Here is a 17,682-nt window from a genome sequence, read left to right on the forward strand (position 1 = left end):
CGCCTATTTTACGAGGTGATTCCGATGTGCGTACACCGCTGCCTGGGTTCGGTCACTGACATCCAGTTTTGATAAAATATTTGTGATATGGGTTTTCACTGTTTTAATGGTGATAAACAGTTCTTCGCCTATTTCTTTATTTGTTTTTCCTTCTGCGATCAGGCAAAGAATTTCGAGCTCCCGTTTCGTAAGTGATTCATGCGGGAGCGCGTGTTCACCTGAGTGGCGCAGCCGGGATAACACTTTACCCGCCACTTTTGATTCAAGTTTTGGCTCTCCCTTGTTTGCGGCGCGGATGGCATCGGCGATTTCCGCCGCTTTTGAGGTTTTCAATAGATAGCTGAGCGCGCCAGCTTCAATGACTGGATATACTTTGTCATCATCAATGAAGCTTGTGAGCACAATAATTTTCGGGTCGGGAAGTTCCCGGCAAATTTGCTTTGTGGCTTCAATGCCATCCATGCCCTCCATGACAAGATCCATTAAAATCACATCAGGCGACAGCTCGGCAGCAAGCCGTACGCCTTCTCTGCCGTCAGATGCTTCGCCGATGACTTCAATGTCGGGCTGCGCCTCCAAAAAAGCCGCGAGTCCCATTCTTACCATTTCATGATCATCAATCAATAATACTCGAATCACGTTCGTTCTCTCCTTTTTCTTCCGGGAAAATCGGAACCTTCACTTCGATTTGTGTGCCTTTTCCTTCTACTGATATCACTTCGGCGACTCCGCCGATTTCGCTTGCACGTTCTTTCATAGAGTTCAAGCCGTATGAAGATGCTTTTACCTGATCCATTTTAAATCCTTTTCCATTATCTATCACCTTCAGCCGGAGCTGATTGTTCTTTATGCCCAGAATCACTGATACTTTTGAGGCTTTTGAATGTCTAAATACGTTTGAAAGGGCCTCCTGGACGATTCTGAACAAATGATCTTCAACACCTTTGGATATCGCTGTTTCTTGAATATCCCAATCGATATCAAGCGGCTGTTTCTTCCGGAACTCGTCCAAAAGCTCCGTAAGCCCCTCCTTCAGCCCTTTTCCTTCAAGAGTAACAGGCCTTAAATGGAGCAGCAGCGCCCTCATTTCATTTTGGGCTTCACCTGCCATATGCTCGACCATCTTGATCCGCTTGACTGTTTTATCATCAGCATCCTTCACGTGTTCCAGCACAGCTGATGTCATCATTGATATGGCAAAAAGCTGCTGGCTGACTGCATCATGCAGATCTCTTGCCAATCGCTGCCGTTCTTCTGATATGACCGATTTCTTCATTTGCGCCTGCCACTCTGCACGTTCATTGGAAAGTTTCTGCAGGGAAGCGACTTGGAGCTCCACGCGCTTCGCCATTTCGTTCAGCTGATCGGCGGCCAGGCCAATCTCATCATCTCCAAGCGGCGGTATCCGATAAGCGAAATTGCCGTTTTCAAAGGTTAATATTGATTCGACCAATGTATCAACCCTTGTCTTCAGCCGGTTGCCGTACATATACCCTGATGCAAAGCCGACCGTCACGCTGATCAGCAGCAATATTAGGATAAACGGAATTCCGAACCAGCTTGACGACAGCAAAACAAGCGGATCAAGCCGATAGTAAAACATCATAAAAGAAATCAAGCAGGCAAAAAGCAGCAGGCTGATTCCCGTTGTCATGCGGATGGCGCGCCACTGGAGGCTCACAAGTAGTTTATTTCTCATACGTACTTCACATCCACATCACCGATAAATAAGGAAACGGACACTTTGACCCGGCGCTTTGACTCGCTGAAATCAGATGACGCGGCATATACCTTCGTGCTTAATCCGCTTTTCTTTGTGCCGATCAGATTGATATCCCCAATAAAAACAGCCGAGCTGACAGCTACTTCAAGGTCTGATGGCACATAAATATCCACGTTTCCAATGACTCCGCTTATGACGATCGTACTTTCTCCCTCGGGAATCATCGCTTTAGACAAATCGATTTTGATGTCACCGATAAAACCAGAGATATTTAAATCATTCAGGTCAAACGGCTGCTTCATCATTTGCAGCTCTCCGATAAAAAAGCTGCGCATGTCGGGATGTTTGACATCTTTTGGCGGCTCATGCTGTTCTTTTTTATTGAGGTTGACCCGTTTCTCATTCGGTTCAAATACCGGCTTCCCTTTCACAAGCCTGTAGCCGGCGTAAATCAGAAATGCGGCAAACGCGTAGCCGAATAAATTAAAGGTGATGCTGAAGAGGTTTTTCAAAAATAAAAACGCGGCAAAGATGTACATGACGGAGCCAAGCCAATCACGGGAATATTTTTTTAAGAAATAGCCGGCAATCAGAAAAAAGAGCGGCCAAAACAGCAGATCGCCTATTCCGATAATTTGCAAAAACATACTGATGCCGAATAAAGCAATGATAAATCCAAGAAGCTGTTTTTTTGTCATTCCTGGTGTCCGCCTCCTTTCTTCTGCCTGGTGCTACCGTATCACCAGATCCCCGCTGTCTGTTTTGATTTCGATTGGATGCCGGCCGCTTCCTTGCGAGCCTGTGAGGTGATGCTGTTCTTTATGTGCTGTATCAGCAAATGAATACGATGAACTGACGTCGCCGCTCGCTGATTTCGCATCGACTGTAAAGCTGCCGTTTTGGGGAAGGGTCAGATCCGCATCGCCGCTTGTCAGCATGACAGATACATGGCCGGTTACCTTTTTCAGTGAAGCCTCAAGATCTCCTGAAGTCATTTTTATTTCAAGAGAGCCTGATACATCAGCCAGGTCAGCGTCTCCTGAAGCGATATCAAGGCCGGCCGTTTTGGAGACGGTATTTGAAATGGTGACATCTCCCGATGACCCCTTCACGTTCAGGTCTTGAAGGCGGACATCCGTCACACTTATATTTCCGCTCGCAGATATTGCGTGCAGCCCGGAAATCGCAAGATGATCATTCCCGTCTACAGATACGTCGCCGCTCGAGGTTCGCACCGTCAGGTCACCTTTATAATCATAAGGAACGCGGACGACAAGGGAAGAATCGTTAAATCCATTCAAAAATTGAAATTCTTTTTCCTTTGCGGTCAGCTCCAGTTTTCTTCTGTTTTCAGTAACAAATAACTTTCCAGAGTCTCCAGAGATGCCTGCCGATATGTCATTTCGTTCTTCCGCTATGATCCGGACATTCTTGTGATCCGACTCAATGACTACGCTGTCAATGTCCCGCGGTGATGCACTGGCTGACTCGGCTTCTGTGCCGTTTATGAAACCCAAGCCTGCTGCAAAAACATCTTTTACAATGACGGCAAACAATATGAGAATACCGGCAATGATCAGCAGTCTGCCCAGCATTTTTTTCATTTCATTTCATCCTTCTCATTCATTCTATTATAAAGGAAAAGCCTGTGAATTGATACGTGCGGAAGGGAAGGACTTGACCGCAAATCCTTCCCCGTTCTGCTTATTCATTTGCTGCTTGTGATGCCTTATCTGATTTTTGCAGCGAAAGCGCCCGCATTTTTTCAATCTCCGCTTCCACATCGTCTGCGAATTCTTTGCGTGTGAGTTCTGTGCCGGCTTCCGCTGACTTTGAATAATTTGCTCGGATTTCCATTTCCTCAATACGGTTTTCAATACGCAAAAACTCACGATATGCGCTTTCGCTGTCAATTTTGTCAAATGTCGTATTCATATGCTCTTTTGCTTTCGCCGCATTTGCCCGCGCAATCAGCGCCTGTTTTTTATCCTTTACGTCCTGAAGTTTTGTCTCAAGTGCAGCCAGCTGTTCTTTCAGCTCTGCAAGCTGACTGTTCGCTTGTTCATAGGACGCTTTATGCTCAGCAGCCTTTCCTTCTAAATACTTCATTTCAGTCAGCGCCTTTTTCGCCAGTTCTTCTTCACCTGCGTCAAAGGCTAGCTGTGCCTGTTTTTTGCGTTTTCCTGCCACTTCAGCTGCTTCTTCATATTGTTTCTTAAATTGATAGGCAATCGTATGCTGTTTTACAATCGTTTGTTTTGCTTTTGCTATGTCGCTTTCCATATCGCGTACATATTGATTCAGCATCACCTTTGGGTTCTCCATTTTATCAAGCCCTTCATGAACTGACGCAACAAACATGTCTCTGATTCTTTTTAATACCATACCTGATTCCTCCTCATATCCTGTTATTATTTTTTCTTCAAAAATTCTTCCCATTCATCATCAAAGTGAGATTGGTAGCCAGTTGAAGCCGGTTCAGGGTCAAAAGATGACACACCGTTATCAGCTGATCCGTTTTTCATCAGCTTCCAGCCGTAATACACCATAGCGGCCGCAAGCGCGATCCCGACGATAAACGGAAGTGAGCAGATAAGCATGATCGCTCCGATACCGCCCAAGATGACTCCTGTGATGGCTTTTCCTGCAGCAAACCTTTTGATTCCTGCGTATGTCATCAAGCCCCCGATGGCGAGCGGGATGATAAAGCTGAAGCTTCCTCCTCCAAAAAAGACGGAGATTCCAAATATAATTAATAAGAATCCGCCTATCGTTTTTTTGTTTATCTTCATGCAGATCCTCCTTTCGTTTTCCTTGTCTTCATCTTAAACAAATTGGCATTTGTGCAAAACGAATCAGAGATTGATTTTGATATAAGACCGGAGTCGTATCTTGCACCAGACCCATCGGCACAAAAAAACGCCATGCACGAGGCATGGCGTTTCAAAACCCTTTATAGATGAACACTCGCTTCCCTTTCTTTGATCAGGTCTGACCGTTCTGCTTTGGCCAGCTTTGTAAACAGCAAAATTCCGATACCCGCAATAATTTCGACAATCCCTCCGGCAGCGATCACCTTCCCTGAACCAAAAGCGTTTGCCGCATACCCGCAAATGACAGCTCCGGCAGGGATGGAAATATTTGAGATCATGTGTATAACAGCGTAGACCTGAGGCTGATCCTCACTATCCACAGATGTCTGGATAATCGTGTACTCAGGAACATTAACAGCACTGACTGCGGCGCCAAAGGTAAACGCAGCGAGAAAGACGAGCGGCAAAAAGGTGTTCATCCCGGTAACAAAGAAAGCGAATCCTTCAATAATGCCGGCAGTTACGAATAACAGGCCGTACCTGTTTACTTTGACTTTCGCCAACACAAATCCCAGTAAAAACGCGCCTGCGGCGGTGGTGGCCTTTAAAAGCGAGTAAACGATCGGCTGACCGTTTAAATCTTCCGCAACGTAAACGGCTGAGAGTGCCTCCCAAGGGGCAGCCGCGAAATTCATGAAGATACAATAAATGGCGAGCGGATATAAAATCTGGTGTTTTCTCACAAGCATAAAACCGCGTTTCAGCCTGCCGATATATGTGCCTCTTTGCGTAACGGCAGCAGACTCTGATTGAGATTCAACCGCAGTATACTTAATAAAAAGAACCAGAAATCCAGACACCAAATAAAGTATAAGTGCGATAAGCATCGTATAAGAAGGGCTGATAAATGTAAGAAAAGCGCCGCATAACGTGACAGCTCCAAGCCGGACAATTTGAGCGGAGGATTGCAGCACAGCGTTTGCTTTTTGAATACCCTGTTCATTAACGATTTGGGGAATTAATGCTATGGAGGCGGGATTGTAGGCAGCACCCGTAGCAGAATGCACAATCATAAGCGTCATGACAAACCATAACGGAGAAAAGCCCGCAAAATGACAAAGAGGGATAATTAAGACAATCGCTGCCCTTGTCAGATCTGAAAAGTACATCCAAAATTTCAGCGTGTTCTGTTTCATGAACGGACCGGTCACAGGCGCCAGCACAGCTTCCGGCAAAAAGGTGACAGCAATCAATAAAGCAGTGCCGATCGCACCCTTACCGTCATAAATTAAAAACCATAGTATCGAATTGAATGCGAACATATCGCCGGATATCTTGACTATTCTTGAGAAAAAAAGATAATTGAAATTTCTCTTCCAGATGCTATCACTTTCAATTAATTTCACCATCCATCAGAGCCCCCCACTGCCTATTTTTTACATCTATTTGTTACAATATCTCATTTTCTTATTTTTCAGTCAATAATTCATATGGTTCATTTTTTGTCGTAAAATGGGAGATTGACAGAATGAAAAACAAAAAAGCCGGCATGCAGGGAACACGCCGGCTTTTGTTTTCCTTTTTTATGATTCGCTGCTGTTTTTGTCCCGAAACACTATAGCACTTCTTTCATATTCTACATCGCCAATGCCGCTTCTCACATTCACAACCCGTGCAGCAGCAAAGAAATAGTCGGACAGACGATTGAGATAACGCAGCACTGTTTCATGAATCTCCTCCGATTTCATCAGCGCCACCACTCGGCGTTCCGCCCGCCTTGTAATGGTGCGCGCTGCATGGAGAAGCGATGCGCCCCTTGATCCGCCCGGAAGAATAAATTTCTTCAGTTCTGGCGCTTCTGCCGTATAGGCATCAATGCGCGTTTCTAAAAAGGAAACGGATTCTTCCGTTAATGTATAGTCTTTTCTTTCTGTGACGATTGCCAGATCGCCTCCGCAGTCAAACAGCTCATGCTGGATGGTCAGCAGCTCGGCTGTCAGATCTTCAAAGCCGGGCTGCCTGGAAAGCTCTGCTAAAGCAAGCCCGACAAAGCTGTTCAGTTCATCAATCGTGCCGTAGCTTTCGACGCGGAGGCTGTCCTTGTCTGTTCTGCCTCCGACTAAGCTCGTTTGTCCCTTATCGCCTGTTTTTGTATATAATTTCATACATATGTCTCCTTTACAGACTTATTCAAACACCTTTGCAGCCTCTTTTACGCATTCAGCAATTCCTGACTGTATCAATTGGTTCATCTGCTTTTCTGTATGTCCAGATTGAGTAGTTTGCGTCGCGGCGACAAGAATATCACCCTCTGCCCGTCCGTCTCCCAGCACTTTCGTCCGCTCTGCTTCGGCAGCCATAAGAGCCTTAACAAAGAATTGATCTGCCGCATAGCCATTGATCAAAATCCATATCGAAAAGCCGGCCATGACGCATATCGTAATAGATAGCTCGCCCTCTTCATACGTCCGATGCACGAAACGGTCAAGCCTTCGAGGAGAAGCCATCGCACAAGTTTCCGGCAGATGAAAACCGTTTTCTGACAGATAAACTGTAAGCCCTTCTACAGGATCTGTCTGAACCGGCAGCCATTTATGTATCAGTGTCCTGCTCCATGAAAATCCTGCACCGACAGGCGCTGAAGACAATGTACGAAGCGGGATTTCTGTTTGCAGAAGAATGTCATCTTGTTCCGCTTGGAGCAAAGCTTCAAATGGGATAGGCTGCTTCTTTAAGCTGTCTTTTTCAGGCTGAATTGCAATCATCGGTTTAGGTGAGCTGTGATGGGCCAAGGTGGTGACATCCGTATCGTACACCGCTTTTATGTGATGTTCTGTGACTGCATATTCCGGTTTTTGCTTAGACCCCGCTGTACCGTTTTTCATAAACAAGAATTCGTCACAGTACAGGCTAGCGGTGTTCAGGTCATGAAAAACGCTGACAGCCGCCAATCCGCTTTCTCTTGTCAGGCGTTTGATGAGATCAAGCAGTTCCTTTTGATAAGCCAAATCGAGAAAATTTGTAGGCTCGTCTAGAAATAAAATACGCGGCTGCTGCGCCAAAGCTTGGGCCAAATATACCCGCTGCTGTTCTCCTCCGCTAAGATCACGGATCGATTTTTCCGCAAAAGCAGCCACTCCAGTTTGCTCCATTACTTCCCGTACAATGGCTTCATCCTTTTCAGTCTGCTGTCTAAACAGTCCTGTTTGGAATGGATATCTCCCAACGGCTACTGTTTCTTTGACGGTGAAGGTAAAGGCTTGATCCGTTTTTTGCGGGAGGACGGCCATGATTCGCGCCAGTTCCTTCGGTTTATAGTCCGCAAGCGGTTTGCCTTCCAAATAAACGCTCCCTTCCTTGGCGGGCAGCGTACCTGTGAGCAAGTGCAAAAGCGTGGTTTTTCCGCTTCCATTAGGACCGAGAATTCCGAGAAATTCACCCTTCTCCACTGTTAAACTGACATGATTGATCAAACAGCTGTCTGCGTATCCTCCTGACAGCCCTTCTGCCTTCATCATAAGCTTCTCCCTCCGCGGTGCTGGCGAATTAAAATAAGAGCGAAAACAGGCGCCCCTGTCAAAGACGTAATAATCCCAATCGGCAGTTCAATCGGCTCAATAATCGTTCTGGAAAGCAAATCGGCCAAAACGAGAAAACCCGCTCCTAGCAAGGCTGACAGCGGCAGTAAATGCCGATGGTCAGTCCCCCACAAAAGCCGGGTGATATGCGGAATCACAAGGCCGACAAAGCCGATCGTGCCAGATACAGCCACAGCGCTTCCCGTCAAAAGAGAGCCGGCAATCAAAATCAGCATTTTTTTCTGCTGAACGCTGACTCCGAGAAGCTTTGCTTTGTCTTCTCCATATGTCATTACGTTCAGCTCTCTTCCGTTTATGATCAGTAAAATGGTTCCTAAAAGAAAAAACGGGAGAAACAGCACAACATAGCTCCAGCCTCTCATTGAGACGCTGCCAAGCAGCCAATGCACAATCGGAAGCAGGTTGTCGCCTGTCAGGGCAATGATAAGAGAAATAAATGCGCCCAAAAATGAGTTGATGATGACACCGGTCAAAATGAGGGTGGCAACAGACATCGATGCGTGAACGAGGCGGCTGAAGGAAAGGACCGCCGCCATCGTGACAAGTGCCGCGGCTACACTCATAACCGGGAGTGTAAACCCTCCAAGGACGGGAAGCTGCAGGCTAAAGAATAGGGTCACAACCGCCCCCACTGATGCACCGGATGAAACACCGAGCGTGTAGGGATCCGCAAGCGGATTTTTCAACAGCCCCTGAAAAGCGGCCCCTGCGATAGAAAGAGCCGCCCCCACTAGGGCGGCCAGCACAACTCTTGGCAGTCTGATATTCATCATGATATTGGTGTACATTGGATCATCAGAGCCGATAGAGCCGCCGAAGCCTTCATGCCAAAAGACACGAAAGATAGCAGGGACAGGAATTTGCAGGCTGCCGCAAGAAATTCCTAAGATGATGCTCACGGCTAAAAATGAGAAACCGATGATATATGCAGCAAAACGATTATTCCTTAAACGTATCCGGGTAAATGCTTTCCGCAAGTTCTTCGACCCCTTCGATCAGACGGGGGCCGGAACGTGTCACAAGATCAGGATCCACATCATACACGCGATGATGTTTCACAGCATTGATTTCGCTCCAGCCATCGCGTTTTTCCACTGCTTTCGCTTTCACTCCGTCTGTTGTCACGATAGCATCAGGATTAAGTTTCACGATCGCCTCGTCTGTCATTTGCACCCAGCCTGTTTGGTCCGCTGCTGCGTTTTTAGCATGGATGACATTCAGCATTTCATTCATAAACGTGTCTTTTCCGGTTGTATAAATGTCAGGATCGGGAGAAACCTCGATAAATACGCTTTTCTCCTCGTCTTTTGATATGGTCTTCGCTTTTTCTTGAATATCCTGCAAATCTGATTTCATGCTTTTCACGAGCTGATCGGCTTTTTTCTCTGCCCCGGCAGCTTCTCCGATCATTTCGATTGATTTGTACACCTCGGAAAATGATTGTGCGTCATTGACAGTCAGCACGGTAATGCCCGCGTCCTTCAGCTGTTTGATGGCATCCGCTGAGGCTGACATGGAAGACTCATGGGCAAGAACGAGATCCGGCTTTAGAGAAACGACTTTCTCAACGTTTACATTCATGTCTCCGACCTTTTCCACCTTTTTGACTTCCTTTGGGTATGTATCATTTGTGGTGACGCCAACCACTTTGTCACCGAGGCCGAGAGCGTATGTAATTTCTGTGTTGCTCGGCATTAATGAAACAATCTTTTTCGGCTCCTTTTTGATTGTCACATCTTGCTTTGATGCATCATCAATAGTGACAGGAAACGCTTCTGACCCTTCAGTCTTTTCTTTTGCCTTAGAATCCTTCTGATCTGCATTGCCACAGCCTGCCAGCATAACAGCAGATAGCAGAAGCACAGTCCATATTCCAGCTCGTTTCTTCATAACCTTTCCCCCTAAATGAACTAAAAAAAGCATCCCTACGCGGTAAAGATGCTGTAAACAACACAAATAAGCCTATTGTTTACACATCATCTGTCCTCGCAGACTTCGTGCTGATCAAACAGGCAGGTATCCTGGCTCTTGGCGCTATGGCCAATTACAGTGGCGGGACCGCACCGGCTTTTACCGGTTTCCCTATTAAGCCGGCTGTTGTTCACGGACCGGCACCTGTTTGACATTCGTATCCTTTTTTCGGAGTAATTATACTATATGACTGACAGGCTTGTATATCGTCCTGAATGACTTTTCCCCCATATGATGCATGGAAGCAAAATCCTCGTAAACACTAAATTTGATCTTGTATACTTAATACCATCATCAATCAAAAGGAATGATTCTAATGGATTTACAGCTAAAAGACAAACTCGTCTTAATCACCGGCTCGACGTCCGGCATCGGGAAAGCCGCAGCAAAAAGCTTTCTGCAAGAGGGGGCGGCTGTCATTGTCAACGGACGCAAGCAGGAGACTGTTGACCGCACGGTAGAAGAGCTTTCTGCATATGGAATGGTGCATGGTGCGGCTGCCGATTTGTCAAAAACAGATGAAGCAGCTGCTTTTATTGAGAAAGTAAATAAAATCGGTGATATTGATATCCTTGTCAACAACCTTGGTTTCTTCGAGGTAAAAGACTTTGCCGATGTAACTGATGAAGAGTGGAATCAATATTTTGAAGTAAACGTGATGAGCGCGGTTCGGACAAGCCGTCACTTCCTTCCAAAAATGCTTGCCAAAAACAGCGGCCGCATTTTAAATATCGCAAGTGAAGCAGGCATCAAACCGCTTCCGACGATGATTCCATACTCCATGACAAAAACAGCGCTGATCAGCCTTTCAAGAGGGATGGCCGAAATGACGAAAGGCACAAATGTAACGGTCAACTCAGTGCTTCCGGGCCCTACTTGGACAGAAGGCGTCGCATCCTATATGGAAGGCGCCGCACAAGCTGCCGGCCAGGATACAGATACATTCATTAAAGACTATTTCAAAGTCAATGAGCCGACTTCTCTTATCCAGCGATACGCGACAGCAGAAGAAGTTGCTAAGACAATCGTATTCCTCGCGTCTGACGCTGCATCCGCCATCAACGGCACGGCGCAGCGTGTGGAAGGCGGCATTATCCGGTCTCTGTAATATGCAAAAAAACGCATCCGTGTGTCGGATGCGTTTTTTTATACGTCTCCACCGAAAGGAACCGGCTGGTATCCGCCTGTTTCCAGTTTTGCTGAAAACAATCCTCCCGCGTGAGGCTGCTCGTATCTCTCTTTTTCTGTCATTTTTTCTGTTGCCGTTGTAATGTAAAGGGTTTTTAAATCTCTGCCGCCGAACGCGCAGCACGTGACATATTTGGCCGGCACGCTGATTGAATTGATTTCTTTTTTCTGAAACGGGTCTATGTGAACCACGCGGCTGCCGCCAAACAGCGCCACCCACAGCATGCCATTTTGGTCGATTGTCATGCCGTCCGGCAATCCGTCTGATTGATCAAAACGATAGACAGGTTCTGGGTTTGAGACATCTCCGCTTTCAGGATCATAGCTATAGCGCACAATCTCCTGTGTCGGCGTGTCGATGTAATACATCAAATTCCGCTCGCGATCCCAATCCAAACCGTTTGAGGTAGAGACTTGATCCTTCATTTTGACAAGACTGCCGTCTAGATTCAAACGGTACAGTGAGGCCTGTTTTTGCTCGCCTTCCATGCTCGTTGTCCCCGCCCAAAGCCTTCCGTACGGGTCACATTTCGCATCGTTAAAACGCAGGCTCTCATGCATGTCCTTCGGCTGTTTGATCTTTTCCAAGCTGTCTTCCTGAAGGTGATACAGGTAGAACCCGTCCTTCATCGTCATAATCAGCTCATCCTTTGTATATTTCGCAAGTGCCGTCACAAAGGACTTGAATTTGATTGACCGGTTGATTTTTTGTTCAGGGTCAAAGATGTGGAGCTCGCTTCCTAAGATATCCACCCAATATAAGCGGCCGTTTTCTTCATCCCATAACGGGCCTTCACCAATCACTGCCCGAGTGTCTGCTTCCAATACTGCATCCATGTGTTACACCTCTTTAGCTTCAGTCTATATATTGTTATTCCCGGCAAAGAGGTGTCCAAACCACATGTTTATTGTTTTTTGAAAAGGATGGTAATGACAGTTCCAATGTTCATCCTGCTGTTCACATGGATCGTCCCGTTATGCAGATGGACAAGCTCCTTGGCAATAGCGAGCCCGAGGCCCGTTCCGGCGGATGGATCTTTTGTGTTCGTCCCCCTGTAGTAACGGTTAAACAAATGGGTAATCGTTTCTTCATCCATTCCTTTCCCATTATCCTTAACCTTCAAAGAAATGTGGTTTTTTGTTTGTTCCAGAATGACCTGAATCTCTGTTCCTTTGTCATTATGCTTCACAGCATTCCCAAGCAGGTTTTCTAAAATGCGCCTGAACCACGCCTCATCAAGCGCAAATTCAATATGCTCTTCTTTGGAAACAAAGGAGATATCATACCCTTCAGAAAAAGGATTTTTCTTGAAATCCTCAATGACATTTTTAAAAAACGGGATAAGGCTTGTGAGCTTTCTCTCAATAGGAAGCGCATCATTTTTCAGCCGATATGTTAAATTTAAGTCTTCAATCAGCTTGGACATGTATTCAGATTTTTCTCTGACAACCTGTCCCATTTCTTTCACTTCTTCCGGCGACCAGTCATACTGCTTCGACTCAAGCATCATGCTGTAGCCGTAAATGCTGCTGAGCGGTGTTTTTAAGTCATGCGACAAACCGGCAATCCATTCTTCCCTTGTGGCCTGGATTTTTTCCCTGTTTCTTTTATCCCGTCTCAGCGTTTCAGTCAGCTGATCCATGGATTCAAAAATCTCACCGAAGAAGCGGTACGGCTGTTTGATTTTCCCCTTTTTGTTTTTGCTGACAGGACGGCCTTTCCGGTTTTTCGGTTCCTCAAGCTTCCCTTTTGATAGATTGACCAGCCATTTAATCGTGTGAAAAATCGGCAGCCCGAATCGGAACATATACCAAACGGTCATCCAAATGATATACAGAAACAGAACCCCCATAATCAGGAACATCGCCTTTAGCACAACCTTCAGAAACGATTTGTTAAACTCCTGATCGGTCACATAGACAGGGTTCGGAACCGTGGCGACCATCCATCTGTCTTTATTGAGGATCTTAACAGAGATTTCCCGCTTATAGTTCCAAGGCTTAGAGCTGTATTTAAGGAGCTCCAGCTGGTTCATCGTTTTTCTTTCACTCTTAGTGCTGTTGATGCTGTCGAGTATGGTTCCATTGCTGTCTAACAGGTAAATAGCGCCCTTTGCCCGCTTAATATAGTCGATGGTACTGGACTTATAATGTGCTAGAGAATCTATTTTTTGTTCGCGCTTTTCAACGGAAGTCAGCAGCTGTTCGCTCTTTGATTTCCAGCCGGACAATAGAAGATACGACTTATCTTCAATATTGATGGCCCAATAATTCAGCTTATAGTTATGAAGCTTTTTGGTTTTATAAATAGACAGAAGCTCTTTCTTGGTATACGTGCCGGGCACGTCTTTCGGCACGCTGTAGGAATAATCTGTTTTCCCTTCGGAATCAATGATTTGCATCCAGCCATGCTGTTTATCGACAGATTTCTTCAGAAAATTATCCACTTCCCATGATCCGTCTTCGTTTACATCGAGATATGCTTCAAGTGTATCGGTCGTTGCCTTTGTCAGCCCAGAATTGGATTCCGCATCGCTAAATCGAGCGTCCAAATAGAAAAACGATGCAACAAGCATAATCGTAAGCAACAGGATCACAATGAGCATCTGCCCGAAAAAGTGAAACAGAAACTTCCATCTTAACCTCATGGCCGCTTGCCTTCAGGATTTGGGATAAAACGATAGCCGAGACCGCGAACAGTTACAATATACTCCGGATTGCTCGGATCGCGTTCGATTTTTTCCCGAAGCTTGCGGATATGAACCATGACGGTGTTGTTATCACCGTAGGAAGGATAGCCCCAAACTTTTTCATAAATTTGATCTTTGGAGAGCACCACATTGGGGTGTTCACAAAAATACTGCAAAAGCTGCAAAAGCTGAGCTGAACAAGCAACGGCTTCCCCGCCTACGATCAGCTCGGCATTTTGCGGAGAGAATGTAAAATAATCATATGTAAAGGTTTGAGTTGAACTCATTTCTTTCGGCTGATATGTGCGCTTGAGGTGCGCCCTGATCCGCGCTGCTAATTCCAGCGGATTAAATGGTTTTGTAATATAGTCATCAGCCCCAACCGCGAAGCCCGACAGTTTATCCGCGTCGGATGATCTTGCCGTCAGGAAAAAAATCGGAGCGTCTGAATACTCTCTGATCAGCGTACAGGCTTCAAAACCGGACATTCCGCCCATCATGACATCCAGAATGATCAAATCAACCTTATTGGCTTTCACAACCGGAATCGCTTCCTCTGCGCTTGGCGCATCAAGTATATTTCGATAACCTTCTTTTTCGAGAACGCGTTTGATCATATCCACAATCGCTTTCTCATCGTCTACGATTAAAATTGACGCATTTTCCACTTTTATGTTCCTTTCTGTCACTGTTTTTTTCATCTTATCATTATATCGTTTATTTTTGGTACATTTTTGAATAGGAAGAGTCTTGCCGGGCATGACAAACAGAAAACGGGAACATGGAAGTTCCCGTTTTTTCATATTTTCAGATGATAAAAGTTATGAGTTCTCATCTATCATATACAAAATAAACTCCCAAAACCCCGGAACGTCCTGGCATAAAAGCATATCAGCCTTTTCGAACATTTTGATCTTCAGCTCCTGCTCTAAATCTTCTCTTTCTTGATAGGACGTATTGCTGAGTTTTTTTCTGATCATCGGTGAGAAGCATGCAATCAGATGTTCAATGTCATACACGTCGTCGTTTTGTTTCTTTTGTTCAAACTGGCCGTTCACAGCTACTTTTCCCCCTTTTTTTGCGCCGCGAGCTGCTTTCTGATATTCTCAAGCCCCTTTTTATGAATGTTGGAGATGTTTTGCCGGGACTCCCCTAATGAATCCGCAATCTCCTGCATCGTGGCACCATGAAGATAAACTTTCGTCAGCACACTTTTTTGTTTGTCAGTCAGCTTCTGGATCGCTTGATAGAGCTGATAATCCTGGACATGCTGGCTCAAATCATCCTGCCGGTCTAAAAATGCCTCAAACGCATCGCTTCCCGCTTCGGAAGGCAGGCGTTCTCCTGCTTCCGGATGATCGACCGTCAGCGGATACCGTTTTTGGTTTTTGCGAACCCGCTTATCAAAATCAATAGAAAAGATGCGAATCATAGAATTCATATACTTGACGATGCGAATCTCCTTATAAAATTGCTTAAATTGCTCGTCCAATGATTTTGCATCTTTTTCGTTCGGGCTTTCCATTATGTTTTTGAACAAACGGTAATGCTGAGGGTTGCTCAAAAAATGCTTCACGATGGGATGCTTCATTATCTCCTTACATTTTGACCGCAAAAGACCTTGATAGTCCATCAAACCGCCTCCCTACTAAATTAAATGAAGGAAAGCAAAAAAAAGTAAACTACTACTTTCTGACTAGCGATTTCGTGAATGCTCCTGCAGTTTACATTTTCTTGGATTTCCTTCACTTACATACATGACTGCCAAAAAAGAAGGGAGGTATTTTCCATGGATCAGGTTTTTATAGAGGAAGTTGTCAAACAGATTGGCAATCTGGGGTTTCCTGCGCTGATTGCCATGTACCTGCTGACACGATTTGAGAAAAAGTTTGATCAGCTTATAGAACTGATGACAGAGCTGAAAGATCAGAAAGCAAAAAATTAATTTTCAATCGAAGTTGACGTTTCACTGTTTTTTTTCACTTAACAAGACAGAAGGGAAAACGAAAGGCCTTTCACCTTCTCTTTCTGTTCACACATTTATTTTTAAGGAGGAGAAAATTACATGAAAAAGCAAAATGATATTCCGCAGCCAATCAGAGGGGACAAAGGAGCAACGGTGAAAATCCCGCGCAATATTGAAAGAGACCGGCAAAATCCTGATATGCTCGTTCCGCCTGAAACCGATCATGGCACCGTCAGCAATATGAAGTTTTCGTTCTCTGATACTCATAACCGATTAGAAAAGGGCGGATATGCCCGTGAAGTCACTGTACGGGAGCTGCCGATTTCAGAAAACCTCGCATCCGTAAATATGCGGCTGAAGCCAGGTGCCATTCGTGAGCTGCATTGGCATAAAGAGGCAGAATGGGCTTATATGATTTACGGTAGCGCAAGAGTCACAATTGTCGATGAAAAAGGGCGCAGCTTTATCGATGATGTAGGAGAAGGAGATCTTTGGTACTTCCCGTCTGGCCTGCCTCACTCCATTCAAGCGCTGGATGAAGGTGCCGAGTTCCTGCTCGTGTTTGACGATGGATCGTTCTCCGAAAACAGCACGTTCCAGCTGACTGACTGGCTTGCCCACACCCCTAAAGACGTCATTGCTGCGAATTTTGGTGTGACAAAAGAAGAAATCGCCAATTTGCCTGGCAAAGAAAAATATATATTTGAAAACCAACTCCCAGGCAGTTTAAAAGATGACATTGTGGAAGGGCCGAACGGCGAGGTCCCTTACCCGTTTACTTACCGCCTTCTTGAACAGGAGCCGATTGAATCAGAAGGGGGAAAGGTGTACATTGCAGATTCGACAAACTTCACAGTGTCTAAAACGATCGCATCCGCGCTCGTGACGGTGGAGCCCGGCGCCATGAGAGAGCTGCATTGGCATCCGAATACTCACGAATGGCAATATTACATTTCGGGCAAAGCAAGAATGACCGTTTTTGCATCTGACGGCCATGCCAGAACGTTTAACTATCAGGCCGGTGATGTCGGATATGTTCCATTTGCTATGGGTCATTACGTTGAAAACATCGGGGATGAACCGCTTGTCTTTTTAGAAATCTTCAAAGACGATCATTATGCCGATGTCTCCTTAAACCAATGGCTTGCCATGCTTCCTGAAAAATTTGTTCAGGCGCACCTTGACTTAGGCAATGACTTTACCAATGTCCTTTCGAAAGAGAAACATCCGGTAATAAAAAAGAAATGCAGGAAATAATAGACTTGCAGCTTGCAGAGAGCACTCGTTCTCTGCAAGCGCTAAAAAGGAGCTGAACCAGTGAAACATCAAACTTCTTCTAAACGCTTATTGCGGCTTTCCGTACAGTACGTGCTGGCTGCAGCAGCAGTGGTGTTAACCTATTTTGGAATCATGTTCACGTTGTTTTCTTTAGCGGGAACGAGCTACCGCTCAGCAGCTCATGTCCTGCTTTTTGCCGTGATGTTCCTTGTTCTCGGGTTATGCTTTGAACCATTTGAACGCCTGATGATACATAGTTTTACATTTTTCAAAACAGGAAAACGTCTATTCATTCTTCTTGCCGGAATTGTACAGCTGCTGTTTTTGTGGATGACTGCTCATACAACAGACCAATTGATCAGCGACATCTGGCTGTCCACCACAGAAGAAATGATCGTCGCAGCCGTTTTTCTGGTTTTAGACAAATGCAACTCGGCTCTTCCAAGCTAAAAAA

Annotated in this window: 20 protein-coding genes and 1 riboswitch; of the genes, 4 read left to right on the top strand and 16 right to left on the bottom strand. The window is 45.6% G+C overall.

Translation table 11 applies throughout. From position 1 onward, the window contains the following. Positions 1–3: 3 nt before the first annotated feature. The 11 genes from liaR to MOC09_RS14680 all read right to left on the bottom strand — a co-directional run bounded on the left by liaR (position 4) and on the right by MOC09_RS14680 (position 10,025). The gene (gene liaR / locus MOC09_RS14630) at positions 4–639 is read right to left on the bottom strand and encodes a two-component system response regulator LiaR (RefSeq protein WP_268360781.1); all 636 of its coding nucleotides are present in this window, start codon (positions 637–639) and stop codon (positions 4–6) included. Beyond that, entirely contained in the window at positions 617–1,699 is a 1,083-nt protein-coding gene (liaS, locus tag MOC09_RS14635; protein WP_268367123.1) for a two-component system sensor histidine kinase LiaS, read from the bottom strand. The genes liaR and liaS overlap by 23 nt, the downstream gene beginning before the upstream one ends. Continuing rightward, a complete protein-coding gene (gene liaF, locus MOC09_RS14640) occupies positions 1,696–2,421 on the bottom strand; it encodes a LiaRS two-component regulatory system accessory protein LiaF (protein WP_268360782.1) in 726 nt (241 codons plus the stop codon). The genes liaS and liaF overlap by 4 nt, the downstream gene beginning before the upstream one ends. A 33-nt stretch (positions 2,422–2,454) precedes the next feature. Beyond that, positions 2,455–3,327: a DUF4097 domain-containing protein gene (locus MOC09_RS14645; RefSeq protein WP_268370962.1), complete on the bottom strand. Its 873-nt coding sequence runs from the start codon at positions 3,325–3,327 to the stop codon at positions 2,455–2,457. 100 nt (positions 3,328–3,427) lie between these two features. Then, complete coding sequence (liaH, locus tag MOC09_RS14650; protein ID WP_268360785.1) at positions 3,428–4,108, bottom strand: stress responsive protein LiaH; 681 nt, start codon at positions 4,106–4,108, stop codon at positions 3,428–3,430. A gap of 26 nt (positions 4,109–4,134) precedes the next feature. Next, complete coding sequence (liaI, locus tag MOC09_RS14655) at positions 4,135–4,515, bottom strand: cell envelope stress-induced membrane anchor protein LiaI (protein WP_268360786.1); 381 nt, start codon at positions 4,513–4,515, stop codon at positions 4,135–4,137. A gap of 161 nt (positions 4,516–4,676) precedes the next feature. Then, on the bottom strand, positions 4,677–5,945 hold the full coding sequence (locus MOC09_RS14660) for an MFS transporter (protein ID WP_268360788.1): 1,269 nt from the start codon (positions 5,943–5,945) through the stop codon (positions 4,677–4,679). Between the two features lie 174 nt (positions 5,946–6,119). Then, the gene (locus MOC09_RS14665) at positions 6,120–6,701 is read right to left on the bottom strand and encodes a cob(I)yrinic acid a,c-diamide adenosyltransferase (RefSeq protein WP_268370964.1); all 582 of its coding nucleotides are present in this window, start codon (positions 6,699–6,701) and stop codon (positions 6,120–6,122) included. A gap of 21 nt (positions 6,702–6,722) precedes the next feature. Then, on the bottom strand, positions 6,723–8,051 hold the full coding sequence (locus tag MOC09_RS14670) for an ATP-binding cassette domain-containing protein (protein WP_268370995.1): 1,329 nt from the start codon (positions 8,049–8,051) through the stop codon (positions 6,723–6,725). Continuing rightward, positions 8,051–9,112 (bottom strand): FecCD family ABC transporter permease, encoded by a 1,062-nt coding sequence (locus MOC09_RS14675; protein ID WP_268360790.1) that lies wholly within the window; start codon positions 9,110–9,112, stop codon positions 8,051–8,053. The genes MOC09_RS14670 and MOC09_RS14675 overlap by 1 nt, the downstream gene beginning before the upstream one ends. Further along, on the bottom strand, positions 9,075–10,025 hold the full coding sequence (locus tag MOC09_RS14680; RefSeq protein WP_268370966.1) for an ABC transporter substrate-binding protein: 951 nt from the start codon (positions 10,023–10,025) through the stop codon (positions 9,075–9,077). The genes MOC09_RS14675 and MOC09_RS14680 overlap by 38 nt, the downstream gene beginning before the upstream one ends. A 103-nt stretch (positions 10,026–10,128) precedes the next feature. Beyond that, positions 10,129–10,269, bottom strand: a riboswitch (cobalamin riboswitch). 153 nt (positions 10,270–10,422) lie between these two features. Between MOC09_RS14680 and MOC09_RS14685 the strand changes: the two genes are divergently transcribed. Next, positions 10,423–11,214: an SDR family oxidoreductase gene (locus MOC09_RS14685; RefSeq protein ID WP_268370968.1), complete on the top strand. Its 792-nt coding sequence runs from the start codon at positions 10,423–10,425 to the stop codon at positions 11,212–11,214. Between the two features lie 38 nt (positions 11,215–11,252). Here MOC09_RS14685 and MOC09_RS14690 read toward each other — a convergent pair whose 3' ends face one another. The 5 genes from MOC09_RS14690 to sigO form a co-directional block, all read right to left on the bottom strand. Further along, positions 11,253–12,131: an SMP-30/gluconolactonase/LRE family protein gene (locus MOC09_RS14690; RefSeq protein WP_268370970.1), complete on the bottom strand. Its 879-nt coding sequence runs from the start codon at positions 12,129–12,131 to the stop codon at positions 11,253–11,255. 68 nt (positions 12,132–12,199) lie between these two features. Beyond that, on the bottom strand, positions 12,200–13,942 hold the full coding sequence (gene yvrG, locus MOC09_RS14695; RefSeq protein WP_268360797.1) for a two-component system sensor histidine kinase YvrG: 1,743 nt from the start codon (positions 13,940–13,942) through the stop codon (positions 12,200–12,202). Continuing rightward, positions 13,939–14,652: a two-component system response regulator YvrH gene (gene yvrH / locus MOC09_RS14700; RefSeq protein ID WP_268360799.1), complete on the bottom strand. Its 714-nt coding sequence runs from the start codon at positions 14,650–14,652 to the stop codon at positions 13,939–13,941. Before yvrH ends, yvrG begins: the two co-directional genes overlap by 4 nt. Positions 14,653–14,805: 153 nt before the next feature. Further along, entirely contained in the window at positions 14,806–15,042 is a 237-nt protein-coding gene (rsoA, locus tag MOC09_RS14705) for a sigma-O factor regulator RsoA (RefSeq protein ID WP_268360800.1), read from the bottom strand. 2 nt (positions 15,043–15,044) lie between these two features. Beyond that, positions 15,045–15,575 carry an RNA polymerase sigma factor SigO gene (gene sigO, locus MOC09_RS14710; RefSeq protein ID WP_268367126.1) on the bottom strand — a complete coding sequence of 177 codons (531 nt, stop codon included), beginning with the start codon at positions 15,573–15,575 and terminating at the stop codon, positions 15,045–15,047. Positions 15,576–15,773: 198 nt separating this feature from the next. Here sigO and MOC09_RS14715 point away from each other — a divergent pair, with 198 nt between their 5' ends. The 3 genes from MOC09_RS14715 (at position 15,774) to MOC09_RS14725 (ending at position 17,678) form a co-directional block, all read left to right on the top strand. Further along, a complete protein-coding gene (locus MOC09_RS14715) occupies positions 15,774–15,929 on the top strand; it encodes a YvrJ family protein (RefSeq protein WP_003221632.1) in 156 nt (51 codons plus the stop codon). Between the two features lie 120 nt (positions 15,930–16,049). Further along, positions 16,050–17,207 (top strand): oxalate decarboxylase, encoded by a 1,158-nt coding sequence (oxdC, locus tag MOC09_RS14720; protein ID WP_268370972.1) that lies wholly within the window; start codon positions 16,050–16,052, stop codon positions 17,205–17,207. A 60-nt stretch (positions 17,208–17,267) separates the two neighbouring features. Beyond that, a complete protein-coding gene (locus MOC09_RS14725; RefSeq protein ID WP_268361661.1) occupies positions 17,268–17,678 on the top strand; it encodes a regulatory YrvL family protein in 411 nt (136 codons plus the stop codon). The last annotated feature ends 4 nt before the right edge of the window (positions 17,679–17,682 follow it).

The sequence above is a fragment of the Bacillus sp. N12A5 genome, assembly GCF_026790125.1.
In the GTDB taxonomy this organism is placed as follows: domain Bacteria; phylum Bacillota; class Bacilli; order Bacillales; family Bacillaceae; genus Bacillus.

Coding starts and splice junctions, on each gene's coding strand:
- oxdC (WP_268370972.1), top strand. CDS start 16,050: ATGAAAAAGCAAAATGATATTCCGCAGCCAATCAGAGGGGACAAAGGA.
- MOC09_RS14670 (WP_268370995.1), bottom strand. CDS start 8,051: ATGAAGGCAGAAGGGCTGTCAGGAGGATACGCAGACAGCTGTTTGATC.
- liaS (WP_268367123.1), bottom strand. CDS start 1,699: ATGAGAAATAAACTACTTGTGAGCCTCCAGTGGCGCGCCATCCGCATG.
- MOC09_RS14645 (WP_268370962.1), bottom strand. CDS start 3,327: ATGAAAAAAATGCTGGGCAGACTGCTGATCATTGCCGGTATTCTCATA.
- MOC09_RS14660 (WP_268360788.1), bottom strand. CDS start 5,945: ATGGTGAAATTAATTGAAAGTGATAGCATCTGGAAGAGAAATTTCAAT.
- liaH (WP_268360785.1), bottom strand. CDS start 4,108: ATGGTATTAAAAAGAATCAGAGACATGTTTGTTGCGTCAGTTCATGAA.
- MOC09_RS14690 (WP_268370970.1), bottom strand. CDS start 12,131: ATGGATGCAGTATTGGAAGCAGACACTCGGGCAGTGATTGGTGAAGGC.
- MOC09_RS14685 (WP_268370968.1), top strand. CDS start 10,423: ATGGATTTACAGCTAAAAGACAAACTCGTCTTAATCACCGGCTCGACG.
- yvrG (WP_268360797.1), bottom strand. CDS start 13,942: ATGAGGTTAAGATGGAAGTTTCTGTTTCACTTTTTCGGGCAGATGCTC.
- sigO (WP_268367126.1), bottom strand. CDS start 15,575: ATGAAGCATCCCATCGTGAAGCATTTTTTGAGCAACCCTCAGCATTAC.
- liaF (WP_268360782.1), bottom strand. CDS start 2,421: ATGACAAAAAAACAGCTTCTTGGATTTATCATTGCTTTATTCGGCATC.
- liaI (WP_268360786.1), bottom strand. CDS start 4,515: ATGAAGATAAACAAAAAAACGATAGGCGGATTCTTATTAATTATATTT.
- MOC09_RS14715 (WP_003221632.1), top strand. CDS start 15,774: ATGGATCAGGTTTTTATAGAGGAAGTTGTCAAACAGATTGGCAATCTG.
- MOC09_RS14680 (WP_268370966.1), bottom strand. CDS start 10,025: ATGAAGAAACGAGCTGGAATATGGACTGTGCTTCTGCTATCTGCTGTT.
- MOC09_RS14665 (WP_268370964.1), bottom strand. CDS start 6,701: ATGAAATTATATACAAAAACAGGCGATAAGGGACAAACGAGCTTAGTC.